The sequence below is a fragment of the Lysinibacillus sp. FW301-JW8 genome (genome assembly GCF_058788755.1).
The window spans coordinates 1-15413 of sequence record NZ_JBYTBB010000066.1; the positions used below are offsets into that span (position 1 = coordinate 1).

General features: G+C 36.1%; 16 protein-coding genes. 4 read left to right on the forward strand and 12 right to left on the reverse strand.

The genetic code is table 11. The annotated features are described in order from the left end of the window. Positions 1-148: 148 nt before the first annotated feature. From AC3WOM_RS21315 to AC3WOM_RS21345, 7 genes are all read right to left on the reverse strand, one after another. The gene (locus tag AC3WOM_RS21315) at positions 149-691 is read right to left on the reverse strand and encodes an acyltransferase (protein ID WP_492448245.1); all 543 of its coding nucleotides are present in this window, start codon (positions 689-691) and stop codon (positions 149-151) included. A gap of 4 nt (positions 692-695) precedes the next feature. Continuing rightward, the gene (ppaX, locus tag AC3WOM_RS21320; protein WP_492448246.1) at positions 696-1334 is read right to left on the reverse strand and encodes a pyrophosphatase PpaX; all 639 of its coding nucleotides are present in this window, start codon (positions 1332-1334) and stop codon (positions 696-698) included. Positions 1335-1347: 13 nt separating this feature from the next. Next, positions 1348-2169, reverse strand: coding sequence for a prolipoprotein diacylglyceryl transferase (gene lgt, locus AC3WOM_RS21325; protein ID WP_492448247.1), 822 nt, complete (start codon positions 2167-2169; stop codon positions 1348-1350). A 59-nt stretch (positions 2170-2228) separates the two neighbouring features. Then, entirely contained in the window at positions 2229-3164 is a 936-nt protein-coding gene (gene hprK, locus AC3WOM_RS21330; protein ID WP_427541110.1) for an HPr(Ser) kinase/phosphatase, read from the reverse strand. A 224-nt stretch (positions 3165-3388) separates the two neighbouring features. Beyond that, positions 3389-3709, reverse strand: a complete 321-nt coding sequence (gene cccB / locus AC3WOM_RS21335) for a cytochrome c551 (protein ID WP_492448248.1) — start codon at positions 3707-3709, stop codon at positions 3389-3391. Between the two features lie 48 nt (positions 3710-3757). Then, the gene (locus tag AC3WOM_RS21340) at positions 3758-4600 is read right to left on the reverse strand and encodes a YitT family protein (protein ID WP_492448249.1); all 843 of its coding nucleotides are present in this window, start codon (positions 4598-4600) and stop codon (positions 3758-3760) included. 205 nt (positions 4601-4805) lie between these two features. Then, positions 4806-6035, reverse strand: coding sequence for an EAL and HDOD domain-containing protein (locus AC3WOM_RS21345; RefSeq protein ID WP_492448250.1), 1230 nt, complete (start codon positions 6033-6035; stop codon positions 4806-4808). A 249-nt stretch (positions 6036-6284) separates the two neighbouring features. Here AC3WOM_RS21345 and AC3WOM_RS21350 point away from each other — a divergent pair, with 249 nt between their 5' ends. The 4 genes from AC3WOM_RS21350 to AC3WOM_RS21365 are packed head-to-tail and all read left to right on the forward strand — an operon-like array spanning position 6285 to position 8977. Then, entirely contained in the window at positions 6285-6659 is a 375-nt protein-coding gene (locus AC3WOM_RS21350; RefSeq protein ID WP_492448251.1) for a GntR family transcriptional regulator, read from the forward strand. After that, complete coding sequence (locus tag AC3WOM_RS21355) at positions 6656-7549, forward strand: ATP-binding cassette domain-containing protein (RefSeq protein WP_492448252.1); 894 nt, start codon at positions 6656-6658, stop codon at positions 7547-7549. Before AC3WOM_RS21350 ends, AC3WOM_RS21355 begins: the two co-directional genes overlap by 4 nt. Then, positions 7533-8261 carry a hypothetical protein gene (locus AC3WOM_RS21360; RefSeq protein ID WP_492448253.1) on the forward strand — a complete coding sequence of 243 codons (729 nt, stop codon included), beginning with the start codon at positions 7533-7535 and terminating at the stop codon, positions 8259-8261. Before AC3WOM_RS21355 ends, AC3WOM_RS21360 begins: the two co-directional genes overlap by 17 nt. Beyond that, on the forward strand, positions 8258-8977 hold the full coding sequence (locus tag AC3WOM_RS21365) for a hypothetical protein (RefSeq protein WP_492448254.1): 720 nt from the start codon (positions 8258-8260) through the stop codon (positions 8975-8977). Before AC3WOM_RS21360 ends, AC3WOM_RS21365 begins: the two co-directional genes overlap by 4 nt. A 474-nt stretch (positions 8978-9451) precedes the next feature. On the opposite strand, the gene AC3WOM_RS21370 is transcribed toward AC3WOM_RS21365, so the two are convergent. The 5 genes from AC3WOM_RS21370 to AC3WOM_RS21390 all read right to left on the reverse strand — a co-directional run bounded on the left by AC3WOM_RS21370 (position 9452) and on the right by AC3WOM_RS21390 (position 15403). Then, a complete protein-coding gene (locus tag AC3WOM_RS21370) occupies positions 9452-10096 on the reverse strand; it encodes a VTT domain-containing protein (protein ID WP_492448268.1) in 645 nt (214 codons plus the stop codon). A gap of 272 nt (positions 10097-10368) precedes the next feature. Continuing rightward, on the reverse strand, positions 10369-11916 hold the full coding sequence (locus AC3WOM_RS21375; RefSeq protein ID WP_492448255.1) for a fatty acid--CoA ligase family protein: 1548 nt from the start codon (positions 11914-11916) through the stop codon (positions 10369-10371). Positions 11917-12282: 366 nt separating this feature from the next. Continuing rightward, complete coding sequence (locus AC3WOM_RS21380; RefSeq protein ID WP_492448256.1) at positions 12283-14217, reverse strand: FtsX-like permease family protein; 1935 nt, start codon at positions 14215-14217, stop codon at positions 12283-12285. Next, a complete protein-coding gene (locus tag AC3WOM_RS21385; RefSeq protein ID WP_427541080.1) occupies positions 14189-14965 on the reverse strand; it encodes an ABC transporter ATP-binding protein in 777 nt (258 codons plus the stop codon). The genes AC3WOM_RS21380 and AC3WOM_RS21385 overlap by 29 nt, the downstream gene beginning before the upstream one ends. 12 nt (positions 14966-14977) lie before the next feature. Beyond that, positions 14978-15403 carry a hypothetical protein gene (locus AC3WOM_RS21390; protein WP_427541077.1) on the reverse strand — a complete coding sequence of 142 codons (426 nt, stop codon included), beginning with the start codon at positions 15401-15403 and terminating at the stop codon, positions 14978-14980. Between the last annotated feature and the right edge of the window lie 10 nt (positions 15404-15413).

The window sequence follows — 15413 nt, forward strand, 5'->3', positions numbered from 1 at the left end:
CCCTCGTTTTGAAAAAGGGCTATACTATTTAATTTGTCACCTTGATTTCATTGACATAATAGTATTTCAACAACATGTAAAACTGTTCCAAAAACAAAGATACCTTTGTTTTTGGAACAGTTTTTTCATTGTTCAACCTTATAGATCATTATTTTTTTGTCGTACACCAATCTACAACTTCGTTGCGTTTACGCTCCGCCATTTGCTCAGCAGTATAAATAATTTGCATCGGATTACCACCAGCTAAACAGCCGGCTGGCACATCTTTATGTACAAGTGTAGCAGCTGAGACAATCGCACCGTCACCTATCGTTACACCAGGTAGTATTGTTGAATTGGCACCAACCATTACCCCATTACCAATCTTCACATCTCCTAGACGATATTCCTCTATTAAATATTCATGCGCTAAAATCGTCGTATTAAAGCCAATTACTGTATTATTGCCAATGTGAATGCGTTCCGGAAACATGGTATCAGGCATGACCATTAAGGCTAATGAGGCTTGTTCGCCAATTTTCATTTTTAAAAATGTTCGATATAGCCAGTTTTTCACACGTAAAGATGGTGTGAAGCGTCCAATTTGAATGACAATGAAACACTTCATCACCTTCCAAAAGGACACCGTATCATATATATTCCACAGGGAGTTTGCTCCTTCGACACGATAGCGTTCTGTTTTACGTGCCATTTACTTACCCCGCTTTCACAATTTCAAATAAATCCGTCATATGGTGCAACATATATTCTGGCTTGAATTGCAGTAAATAGTCCTCACCTTTTAAAGCCCATGCAACACCAGCAGCTCTAATACCAGCATTGTGCCCAGCCTCAATATCATGAGAATTGTCACCAATCATAATAGCTTCTTCCTTGTTTACACCAAGTCGTTTAAGTGCAAGCAATACTGGCTCTGGATCAGGTTTTACATTTCTCACATCGTTCGTACCAATACGGACATCAAATAAATGACTAGCACCAAGTATAGAAAGACCACGATCTATCATTTCATTTCGTTTTGTAGAAACAATCGCTAATTTGATGCCCATATTCTTTAATTGCTCTAAAGTCGAAACAACATCAGGATACTGAGTGACTAGTTCATCATGATGTAATTCATTCCATTCGCGATATTTTGCCATCATTGCCTCCTCCTCACCTGGAGCAATGTCGCGAAATGTCTGTTTTAAAGAAGGTCCAATGAACTTCAGGCAATCTTTTGGCGAATATTGCCCAGGAAATCGCTCATTTAAAACATGCATAAATGTTTGAATGATTAAATCATTTGTATTAAGTAACGTACCATCAAAATCAAATAGTAATGCCTTAACCATTGTCTTACACCCCTTATTTATTTTCCAAATACTTTACAGCAGGCTTTACTTTTATGCGTCGGTAAATAATCGCACCAAGGCCCACTACTACACCGATGATAGAGACAACCTGTGCTGAACGTAAGTCACCAACTAAATACAAGCTATCCGTACGCAAACCTTCTATATAGAAGCGGCCAATTGAATACCAAATTAAATAACTGAAGAAAATTTCTCCTCGATTTAAATTCACTTTACGTAAAAACAGTAAAATAAGTAATCCGATGAAATTCCATACAGATTCATATAAAAAAGTAGGATGGACATATGTTCCTAATTCTTCAATATACATTTGGTTAATAATCCAATCTGGTAACATCAGATTTTCTAAAAACTCTTTAGATACTGGACCACCATAAGCCTCTTGGTTCATAAAATTTCCCCATCGACCAATGATTTGTCCGATCAAAATACTTGGTGCTGCTATATCCGCTACACGTAAAAAACTAACATTTTTTTTACGTGTGAATATGTATGCTGTTATAAATGCCCCAATTAATGCACCATGAATAGCAATACCACCATTCCAAATTTCAATAATCTTCCCCGGATTTTCACTATAATAATCCCAACGCATTGAAACATAGTAAATACGTGCGCATATTATTGATATAGGAACTGCCCATAGTAATAAATCTGCAAGAAAATCTTCTGGTAAGCCTCGCTTAACAGCCTCTCTTTGACCTACAATATAAGCCAAAATAATACCCGATACAATTAACAACCCGTACCAACGAACGGGAATTGGTCCCAAATGAAAAGCAATCGGGTTAATTTGCAATAGTAATAAATCCATCAAATGCTCCTCTCAATTTCTATCCATTCTATAGGTCATTTTATCCTAATTATGAACAATTAATCATCTAATTCATCAGCTGAAGAGATCACCTCATCCAAACGTCTTGAAAACTCCTCTGCTGCATTAACACCCATTTTTTTCAAGCGATAATTCATTGCTGCAACTTCAATAATAACAGATACATTACGCCCAGGTCTTACAGGAATTGTTAATTTAGTTAATTCTGTATCGATAATTTTCATTTTCTCTTCCTCTAGACCCAAACGATCATAAACCTTTTCAGGATCCCAAATCTCCAGCTCTATAATTAAGGTAATACGCTTGTAAGGTCTTACCGCACTTGCTCCAAAAAGCGTCATAATATCGATAATGCCAATACCTCGTATTTCAAGTAAATGTTCTAAAAGTGGAGGCGGGCTACCAATTAAAAAATTCTCTGATTCCTGGCGAATTTCCACACAATCGTCAGCTACTAATCGATGACCTTTCTTGACAAGCTCAAGTGCAGTTTCGCTTTTTCCTACGCCACTTTTGCCGATGATTAACACACCAATACCATAAACATCTACTAATACGCCATGTGCAGCTGTCATTGGTGCCAAGCGCCCCTCTAAATAGTTGGTCAGTCTACTAGAAAATTTCGTTGTTGTCATATGTGTTTTAAAAACAGGTACATGCTTTTCATTAGAAGCCTGTAATAGCTCCTCGGGCACCTCTAAATCACGCGAAATAATAATAGCTGGAGTATCTTGTGAACACAGTAAACGCATACGCTCAAGCTTAACATCTACTGGTAACATTTCAAAAAAGGACAATTCTGTTTTCCCAAGCAATTGTACTCGATTTGCAGGATAATGGGTAAAGTAACCTGCCATCTCTAGCCCTGGTCTTGAAATATCACTAGTGACAATCGTTCTTCCAATTCCTTCCTCACCAGCTAATAAATCTAACTTAAATTTCTCCATCACGTCTCTTGTTAATACTACGACCAATGTTAGAAGCCTCCATTTCAATGGAATTGAATATTGTTTGTTCCGTTAACGGTCTCTACAACTAACCGTATTTGTCCATTTTTCACTTACAATCAGTCTCTCTGATTGCAGTATCACTTTATTTTAGCATGACTATGTATAAAAGAAATGTATTTACTCTCGTTCGCTAAAGGAAGCAAAACATAAAAAACTAGCGGTTCTCCAGCCCGCTAGTTTAGACAATCTTATTTTTGAGTTGCTAACCATTTAGCAACAGCTTTTGCATCTTCACCTTTAACAATACCTGGAGGCATAGAACCTTTACCATTTTCAATAACATCTAAAATTTCTGTTTCGGATAAACGAGCGCCTATATCTTTAATCGCTGGTGCATTACCCTGACCTTGCAATTCGCCGCCATGACATGTGATACATGATTTCATAGCAATTGCTTCACCATCTGGTGTTGCATTCGTTTTTGTACCTTCATTAGTCGTCTTACCACCGCCACAAGCAGCTAAAAAGATTGCTGAACCGAACACTAATGTTAACATTGCTTTTTTCATTAGTACCCCTCCTCAAAATAAATATACTTCCACGATATTATACCAAAATTATGCACGTTTGAAACCTTCTCCTAATACCTCATAAGCATCAGAAACAATAACAAACGCTGATGGATCAACGGTTTTAATGAGTTGTTTCAGCTTTGTGAATTCTGTTTGGTAAACGACAACCATCAATACTGGTCGTGCTTCCCTTGTATAGCCACCAATTGCAGGTAATTGTGTCACACCACGATCAATTTCAGCATAAATGGCATCACGTACCTCATCTTGTTTCATCGTAATAATATAAACCATTTTGGATTGGCTAAAGCCTAGCTGAATAATATCAATCGTTTTTGTTGTCACAAATAATCCAATCAGAGCATACAAACCTTTCTCTAAGTCGAAAACAATTGCTGCACTAATGGCGATGACCCCATCAATCAATAGTACACTTGTACCAAGAGATAATCCGGTAAACTTTGTAATAATTTGCGCTAGCAAATCAGTGCCACCAGTAGAAGCATTCCCTTTAAAAACAAGTCCTATTCCTAAACCAACAACAATTCCTCCAAAAAGCGCACCAAGTAAAGGATTATCAGTCCAAGGTTCCCAATTATTTGTTATTAATACAATGAACGGTAAAGTCACTGTGCCAACAAACGATTTTACCCCAAATTTTTTGCCAAGGAATAATACACCAGCAATAAATAATGGAATATTAAAGCCATATTGAACAATCCCCGGATTCCAGCCGAATAAACCATGTAAAATTGTACTTATTCCACTTACTCCGCCTGAAGCGACTTGATTTGGTAATAAAAAAACATTAAAACCAATAGCAATCACTGCCGCCCCAACAATCACATACACATACTCCACAATGCTTTCCCGAACATCATGTTTCATTTCCCCACGCCCACTTCAACTATCAGAATTTTTTTAAGACGAGATGATTATAGCAAATAGTTTTCACGTTGAGAACTTCATCATGATGAAGAGAATAATCCTACATATTATTTACTTTCATCAATTTGTATATAACAAATTATTCGATAAAAACAAAAAATAAGTACCTGAAAGAGCATTTAAAGGGTACTTATTTCTGCAATGCTTATATTGATTTTTCTGCCCATTCGATTGCCTCATGGTATAAAAAATCTATTCTTGTCAAATCTATATTGATTTGGGGAGCTATTTCTTCTAAGCTATCCCAGTCCAGTTTCCCTAGTGCAATACTAAATTCTAGATATGGCGTCATCTCTGTTTGATACCCTAAAATGGTTGCTTTTATATCCTCAGAAAATGGTAGTTGCTGTAAAATAGTATGTAATGGTCTTTGCAGTAAAGTATCAATCAATGAAAACATGCCCACAAAAAAATACTCTGAAAAATTTTGTTTATAGGAGAGCTTCGCTAATTTCTCACATGCTTTCGCCCTAAATAATGACGTTCTCACCACTTCTTTAAAAAGATCTGAATCCGAATCCCTATCTATTTCCCGCATTGCTAATAAGTAAATCCATTTGCGTAAATCGGCTATTCCAAGTATTAAAATTGCCTGTTTTATAGAGCGTACCTTCGAATTTGAGCGTCTAGAAGAATTGTTAACCATTTGCAATAATTTAAAGGTTAACGAAATATCACGTTCAATATTTTCAGACAATAACTGTACATTAGGTTCCTCTTCTTTTAACAACGAAATAATATAAAAATATTGGATAGTATTCACTGGTATATCTGTTGCCTTTATAATTTGAGGTTGTTCAAAAAAATAACCTTGAAATAACTCATAGCCTGAATGCTTTGCTATTTCAAATTGATTACGTGTCTCAACCTTTTCTGCAAGCAATTTTATATGAGGGAATTTTTCCTTTACTTTATTTTCAATTTCCATACGTTCAAGCAAAGGCGACAATAGAAAATCTACCTTTATAAAGTCAATATGAACAAATAACTCGTCATAAACTTGTACATGCTCATCCAATATAAAATCATCTAAAGCAATTTTATACCCATATGATTTAAGCTCTATAACCCGCTCAACCAGCTGTGGTGTCAAAGGAACATCCTCTAAAATCTCTATGACCACTTGAGATGGATTTAAGTATTCATTAATTGAGCTCATTAGTAGATTTTCTGTGAAATTGACAAAGCAAGGCTTACCGTTTGTAACTTCTTCTATTCCAATTGAAAGAAATGAGTTTACTAATACATCGACTGTTGCTGCATCTGAATCAACCATCGGAAAAGTATCCACATTTTTGCTTCGATATAACAATTCATATGCAACAACTTGTTCATGAAGATTAAAAATTGGCTGTCTGCCAATAAATACTTCCATATTGTCGCCCCCATTTCTCCATTATTTAATAATGAATATTATAACATTTTTTCATGACCATTTGCTCATCATTCATCATACATTTAAAAATGTTCTTCAGTTAAACAAAACCTTATAACTACTTATAAAAAAATTCGCATCCATACACATTAAAATACGCTTAGTATTATTTGACATTTAATTTAATTTAAACTATAGTACATTACAACACTAATGTACTATGATGCCCAAAATGAAGGGAGGGTTTTCATGCATATTCATTTAGATAGTACAATACCCATTTATATTCAAATTGCCGAATGGCTGCAGCATGAAATTATTGCCAAACGGTTACAAGCTGATGAAAAGGTTTATTCACAGTATCAGCTAGCAGAGTTATTTAATATTAATCCTGCTACGGCTGGTAAAGGACTGACCATTTTACTTGAAGAACAACTTCTTTATAAGAAACGGGGGCTGGGAATGTTTGTTGCAGCAGATGCAAAGGATCGAATTTTATTGAAACGTCGTAGTGAAATATTAACAAAGATGGCTCAAGAGATTGTTTTAGAGGCACAACGCTTACTAGTTTCTGATGAGGAATTGCTGGTACTTATTCAAAAAACACAGGAGGAATTGAAATGAATGTTATTCAATGTGAAAAGCTATCTAAAAAATTTGGGCGTCTTCATGCACTCCATGATGTTACTTGTACAATAAATGGCGAAAAAATAATCGGTGTTATTGGGCGTAATGGAGCTGGTAAATCAACATTACTGACAATTATAGCAGGCTTCCTAAAACCGACCAATGGTTCCTGTCATGTGTTTAATGAGAATCCCTTTAACAATATTCAAACTGCTGCCAACACAATTTTAATTGATGACCGATTAAGCTTTTCAGATTACTTATCATTAGAAGAAATCTTAAAAATGGGCGCTGATTTTTATCCAAATTGGCAAAGTGAGTTAGCTTATCGCCTGCTACAATATGCAAACATTGATCTTTCTGCTAAACATCAACAATTATCTAAAGGACAAATGGCTACCTTTAATCTTGTCTACGGATTAGTAAGCCGCTGTGCTTTAACTATATTAGATGAGCCAATGAATGGAATGGACGAAGCAATTCGAACAGATTTTTATAGAGCCATTCTAAAGGAATACATAGCCTTCCCTCGGACAATTTTAATTGCTAGTCATCATTTACAGGAAATGGAGTCCATTTTGGAGGAAATTCTACTTATAGATGAGGGAACTGTCGTTACACATGTCTCTGTAGATGAATTGAAGGAACAATTAATTGCCTTAAACGGGCCAAGTGAAATGATTGAATCCTTGCTTTCTGATATAGACGTTTATGCCCATCAGATTGTAGCTGGAGTGTCTACAGCAATTGTTGATGCAAGCAGGCTTTTCATAACAGAGGAAGTGCTTCGAACAAAAGGTATTACAAAATCAGCCCTTACTGCAAGTGAGATTTGTAGGTATTTAACCAATAATAAAGGAAGTGATATCGATGCAATCTTTGACTAATATGTCTCTTAAAACGATTGTCAAAAAGCAAGTGAAATGGAAAGCCAAATTATATAGCTCAGCCCTTAGCTCCCTTATAATTTTACAAGTTATTTTTGGCGCATTGCTGTTCAGCTCTGGGAGTGCTTCAAGTGGCCATGGACGTGGAAATTTAAATGTTCAGTTCTCCATTTATTCGCTTGATATGTTTCTTATAATTTCAGCATTTTGGGCATTTATAACAGCTTTTATCTTTACTACAAAAGCGTATCGCATGGATGATTTATCTATTATTTCAAGTCGAACTTCAAGTGCAATCGCAAATATACTTGTCCTTATTCTTTATAGTTTTATTGCTGTCTTGATTATGTTAGCTAGTTACTATATACAAATATTAGGTCTGTCGTTGATGGAAAAGGAGTCACTCATTATTGATAAACTCATTATTTCACCATCGATTTTTATTGTATGCCTCTGCAGCATTTGTTTGTTTGGCGCAATCGGTTTACTATTTGGCTACTGCTTCCAAGGCCCAAGTATCATAAAAATATCGGCAATTGTGTTATTAGCAATTGTCATTATTTCACCTATTATTTTTCCTAAGTTCGTGAATCTTCAACCATTCATACAATTACCAAATCTCGCACTTAGCGGATTTTATGTAATTGTAACTATACTGTGCTTTACTCTCTGTATTTGGATTGCTGATAAATCGGAGGTATCTCGCAAATGACAAACTTTACAGTACTCTTACTCTCATTATTGATTCCAATATTATTAGTTATCATGGTCTTGTTTGTATTAAGAAAGGTAAATAACAAAACAAAAAATTTCTGGACACTTAAACGTCTATCTATTGGGATTACAGTATATATCGGAGTTGGATTATTTGCACTGCTATATCTTAGCTTTTTTGCAGATTCATCCATACAGGTATTATCGAAATCAGAATTAAAGAAAATTGAAAAGAATATTGAATCTATCCAAAAATATGATCAACAATATAACTCTTCTTTTTTAACAGATAACTATAAGAAGAAAACATGGGAAATAGATTTTCTAGGTGATAATTTGCCAGTGGCAATAAATTCTGACTCCAATCTTAACATTCGTCATCTTAATAATAACAATATTCCAGCAGGAAAAGTACTTATTACCTATTATCAATTCCCAGCTATTATCGATGGCATTGATATTTCAGATAAAATCCCATTACCAAATGTTTATATGTCACAAAACCAGCTTTGGATTGAAGCTTTATCGAGGCATGAAGTCAATTATCATCGTATTAAAGCAGCATTAGGTATTTTAGATTTTAATCGAAAGGTAGATTTAGATGATGATTCTTCATCTACCATCTTCTATCTTTCTTCCAATTTTATTGTTATTGAAACACCTCGTGGAACAGATATTGAGGATTCTCAGGGGGTTATACAATTTTTAAGATAAAATCAATTATGCCTCGGCATAATTGCGTCTGGAATCGGCTTTGTGCTTAGGCCTGCATGAAGCAGGTCAGTTAGCCGTTATCGCAGGGATGCGATGATTTTAGGCTAACATCCTTTATTTATTCCGTGACATCCGCCGGAGGCTTTGGGCCAACAGATGTTTTTTGCGCGAAAGCGTAGTGCTAACGTAGCGTCAGCAGCACGATGTTGGTCACTCAGGAGTTTTCACAGGATGTGAAGATCTTAGCCTGAGTTCCTCTATTTCAGCGGGTGTTTGGACACTCGCTGAAAAGTTGCTAAAATTCGCACTCACCTAATCACCTATAGAGGTGGGAGTCTTCTGTACCTGCCGCTGTCGCTGTGCTTTCGCGCAAAAAACATTTGCCGCTACGCTTTCGGTACAAAAGACATTTGCTGAAAGAAGTTGAAATAAGGACAGCCCATGTGATTTTTTATCACTTTTGGACTGTCCATGTTATTTTCCATTCTTTGCTTTAATAGCACCGATTACGGCTGGTATGACAGATATAAGGATAATTAAAATAAGCACTGTTGAGAAGTTATCTTTAATAATTGGAATATTACCAAAGAAATATCCTAATAATGTACAACTGAATACCCATAAAATAGCGCCTACAACATTATACATAATGAAGTAGCTATATTTCATTTTACTTGCACCTGCAACAAATGGTATGAATGTCCGAATGAAGGGCATAAAGCGTGCGATGACAATAGTTTTTCCACCATGTGTATTAAAGAATTTTTCTGCGGCTTCCATACGCTCTTTTTTTATGACCCTTCCCAGGAAGCTCTTTGGCGGAATGGATGTTCCAACTTTATGACCAATATGATAATTCATCGTATCTCCTAATATCGCAGCTACTAAAAATACGGGAATTAGTACCCACATATCAAATGCACCCATTGCTGCAGCTAATGTACCACTTGCAAATAGCAATGAATCACCTGGTAAGAACGGGAAAATGACAACACCTGTTTCAACAAAAACAATGGCAAATAAAATAAGATAACTCCAATTACCAAAATCGCTAATGATTTCTTCTAAATGCACATCGATATGCACAATAAAGCTAATTAACTCCTTGATGAGTTCTATCATTTTTCCGAATGCTCTCTTTCAATTTAATTTTCTAAATGCTTTGACGCAACTATACACCAAAGGGTTCCATTATTGTATACAGCTTGCTATAGACTACTTTCTCACTATATGACAAGCCTTGATAAAGTATGTAGCAGTTGTCACAAGTTTGATTTTATCACTTCCTTATAGCTATACTCAACTTATTTCCTGAAGGAGCAATTTTTTTTACAAATTAGTATTGTACAATAAAAAAAGCGCTACCATTTTTCAATAGTAGCTACTTCAATTTATACTTTTTCTTTTAAAGACCGACGTAAAATCTTTCCTGTTGTATTTTTCGGTAGTTCATCCATAATTTCAATGATTTTAGGAACCTTATACTTCACCATATGTTTTGTGCAATATGCAAGTAGATCCTCTGTGGAGGTTGCTGCTACTTCCTTTAAGACCACAAATGCATGAACAGCCTCCCCTAAATTAGGATCGGGATAGCCTATAACTGCCGCTTCAACGATATTGTTATGAGCAAAGAGTACTTCCTCAACCTCTCTTGGATAGACATTGTATCCTCCTACAATAATCATATCTTTTTTACGATCAACGATATAGAAGTACCCCTCTTCATCAACCTTCGCTAAGTCACCCGTATATAACCAGCCATCACGTATAGCCATCTCTGTTTCTTCAGGCAGTTTATAATACCCCTTCATAACGTTAGGTCCTCTAACAATTAACTCTCCAACTTCACCAACAGGCACCTCTTGCCCATTTACGTCTACAACTTTATTTTCAACGTTGCAGATGGATGTCCCAATTGAACCTGCTTTACGATCACGATCTAATGGATTAAAGCAAGTTACTGGTGAAGCCTCTGATAAGCCATAGCCCTCCGAAACACGTACATTAAATTTCTTCTCGAAATTATGTAATAGTGCCACAGGTAAAGAAGCGCCTCCTGAGATTGCTAAGCGGATTGTCGAGAAATCTTCTGGATTGCCCTCAGGTAATTGATATAAAAAGTTATACATTGTAGGTACACCAGCAAATACAGTTGCTTTTTGCTCACTTGCTAAGGCGAAAATCTCAGTTGGACTAAAGCGTGGTGTAAGTAATACCGTTGCTCCACTCAATAAAGGTGCATTCACAACAACCGTTAACGCAAATACATGGAAAACTGGCAAAGTTGCAATAATACGATCATCAGCTTTGTAGCCTAAATAATGTGCTACATCTCGTGCATTTGAATAAATATTTTCATGCGTCAACATGGCTCCCTTTGGAGAACCTGTTGTTCCAGAAGTATAGAGAATAATGGCATTATCATCATCGGCAACTTCTACAGGCTGTAAAGAGTCTGATACGTTAGCAATCACTTGTGTAAATAAATGCGTTTTTGTTTTCGCCTCTTGTGACAAGGCAGCTATTTTTTCTGCGGTATCGGCTGCTGTTTCACAAATAATAAATGATGTTACTTGTGGAAAAGCTTGTACACCCTTTTCCACTAGAGGTAGAAGAGCATCAAGTGCAATAACTGCCTTTACATCGCCATTATGCAAAATATAAGATATTTCATCAGGTGTATAAATCGGGTTGATTGGTATTGCTGTTGCACCTAAGCGCATCGTTGCATACAAGGCAATTAAATAGTGCGGTGTGTTGCCTAATAAAAATGCTACATGGTCCCCTTTTTCTACGCCTAATTCTTGTAACCCCTTTGCAAAACGTCCAACTGTAAACTCAAACTCGCCATATGTCGTATCTTTCCCCATAAAATGATACGCAATTTTATCTGGCTGTTGTACTGCTTGTTGACGAACACTCGAAACTAAATTCAATTACACCATCCCCTTATCGTATCAATTTCGCCTTGGCGTAATTGTAGCTGCCGCTTTGCTTTCGCTACAGATAAACAATGCGTCCGGATTTTGAATTGTGCTTGTAATTTATTCCTTTAATAATCCGTAACATCCGCCAGAGGCTTTATCTTCATTCAGTAGTTGTTTGGATATCCCTTTGAAAAGGAATTACACCCGCATCCATATCACCACCTCAGAGGTGGGAGTCTTCTATTGAATGAAGATAAAATGAATCGTTATTCAGTAATATTATATAAGAAATATAACTAAAAGACAATGAAACTTTTTATTTCATGTCAAAAAAACCGTCAAATAATTCATTTTTTTCTCTTTTATACACTTTCCTTACGAACGGATATGGGAGATGTAGCGCCAACGAATTAAATAAAAATAGATTACTTGTATCAAAACAAAGAAACCAAATGCAAAGAAAACTTCCTTAACAATGGAAATATTAGCGATATCCTTTAAAATGCTTTGAACCATTAGAAAGGCAAAGGCGCTATGCATCATCGCAACACCCCACGGTAAGAAAAATTGCGGGAAAAGATGCCGATTCACTAGCTTTTTAAGCTCTGTATCTGTTAAGCCCATCCTTTTTAAAACATCAAATTTACGCTTCTCTCGTTCAAGAGAGGTATGCAATTTAAAGTAAATAAAACTGCCTGCCGCTAATAAAAATACTGTTGCCACCAGAACTCCTACTAATGTAAATAATGAGTAGGTAGCTAATATATAAGAATAATTTAATCCTGCGTTTTCAAAATAAAATGGGCTAAATTTACCCTTCTTTTTGAAATATTGAGATACAGCTATCTCATCAATATCACTGCCAATATCCTTTGTTTCCATCCATTGAGGAATATAAAAAGTGAATAAATGATAAACAGGCTGCTCAACATCTTTGTTAACAATCGGCTTAATTAGTCTGGCAAAGTCCTCATCACTTATAATAATTGAATTGACACTGACAATGGAGCCAGGGAATATGATTTTAGGATAAACACTATCTATAGTAATCGGGATAGAATTTTCCTCCAAAATAGTTTGTACAACTTTATTTTTTAATTTTTGTAAGGAATCCTCTGAATAGGGTATGAACACAGCTTCTCCTGATGCCAAATCAAGCAGTGGATAGCTAAAGGATGATAGTAGTACGTTCATATCTGATTCTCTAAAAACTTCCACTTCATTATGGGTAAAAGAAGAAGTTTGCTTTATTACCACGAAGCGAGATAAGTGATATGATAAACCCTTTTCCTCTAACTGAATTCGTAAAGAGTTAATATGACTTCGTTCAAATGGATTGTCTACATCGCCCTTATACACAAGCCCTAGTGGATTTAAACGATCATACTGAGTCGTATAAGAAGACATTGTCGCTAAAACCCCAACCGATAAAAATGCCAAGGTTGACACCATTGTTACAACAAAAAACATTTTCACATTATCCATCATAATATGGGTTTGCTCAGCTAATGAAAGAAGGCGATAGCGCTGCCAATGGAATTTTCGTTTGCCTCGGGCTACATCTAAAAAGCAAGGCAGCGAATCACTGAAAAAATAATAGGTTCCAAAGGTCGCTGAAAACGGAATTAATAAGGTCAATCCAATTAATGATGTATTCGCTACAATAAACGCTAGTATATATGTGGATAAAACGAGGGCAATACCATATATTGCTCGGATTTTCGAATAAGTGGAACCTTTATTTAAATAGTCATTCCCTTTAATAAGATCACGTAACTTTCTTTCACGAGTAAAGTACACACTGATAAACGAGATGACCACAAAAGCGCTAGTAAAGACACCTATTGTTAGCAAAAACGGCTGCCAAGAAACATATAATGGCAATTGATCTAAATGTAAAATTTCTCGCACAATCATGAAAAAAAATTTTGAAAAAGAGAAGCCAAATATAATACCAACAATAATGGAACCTGATCCTATGATCATTGTTTCTAAAAAAACTAATCTATTCATCTGGCGTCTTTCCATTCCAAGATGCAATAAAATCGCAAATTCATGTGATCTGGCCTCTAAAAAAGCACTCATCGAATAATACAAAAAGAAAAGTGTAAAGAGGACAAGTACGATTTCAGCACCAATCATCCCAATTAACGATACCTCACCTAAAATTCCTCGTTCAATATCTGGATGAAACATTAGCATGGAATAGATAAAAAACACAGCCACAGAAAAAAAGCTTGCCATGAAAAAGGCTCCGTAAATACGGCTGTTCCGTACGACATTACGGTAAGCGAATTGTCGAAAGGTCACCTACTTGTCCTCCTCCTAGTAAGCTTAAAACATTCAATATGCGTTGGAAAAACATTTGACGGCGATCATCCTTATAAATTTCATTGAAAAATTCCCCATCCTTAATAAATAACACACGATCACAGTAGCTCGCTGCAATCGGATCATGTGTGACCATGACTATCGTTGTTTGTTTTTCCTTATTGATTTTTGTTAAAAGTTCAAGTACATCGCGCGAAGAATTCGAATCTAAATTACCAGTTGGCTCATCCGCCAAAATCAGACTTGGATTATGAATAAGTGCTCGTCCAATAGCTGTTCTTTGTGCTTGCCCGCCAGATATTTCATTTGGTCGTTTTTCCAAAAAAGAAGTTAAATCCAGCTTTTCAACAATGCCTGCCAAACGTTCCTCCATGACTTCTAATGGTTGTTGGTCCAACGTTAGCGGCAACACAATATTTTCTTCAACAGTCAGCATGTGTAGCAGATTAAAATCCTGAAAAACGAAACCTAACTGTCTCCTTCTGAAGTAGGCAAGCTCTGTTGCATTTAGCTTATGTGGATTTAAACCGTCTAAAATAATTTCACCACTAGTTGGTTCATCAATCGTAGAAATAATATTCAATAATGTAGTTTTTCCGCTTCCTGATGGACCCATGACTGCTAAAAATTCGCCCTCTTCAACATCAAAGCTTAGTTGATTCAACGCACGATGTGTTACTTTGCCTTCATAAACCTTTGTCACATCTTTTATTTGTAAAATAGGCATATCTTCATCACCTTATTTCTTAAGTAGTTCCAGAGATTCCGGTAATAGCCATTGCAAGACTACCTCAAAACCAATTTGAAAATGAGGCTCTGAGACTGACGTCTGGTCCTCGTCCTCAACGAGACTGAAGCAATGATTGCCAACAACAATATCCCAAGCGTCCATTTCCCCTTCAATGACTTCTCCACAAACCGTATAATGTCCACTATACATCACCTGTTCACCATCCACAGGAAAAGCATTTAGTAAAGTTGGTTTATGTAAGTCTAGCCCAAGACAATTCGAAAAATGCATGACTTCTGCATCAAGCAAAAGACTTGCCTTACGAAAATTTTTGCAGGATAGACATTCACAAGCATCATGATTTGATTCGATAAATGCTTCCATTTTTTCGCTCTCGATATTCAAAATCCATTCATTAATACGTACTTCTTTCATCCTTGCTCCC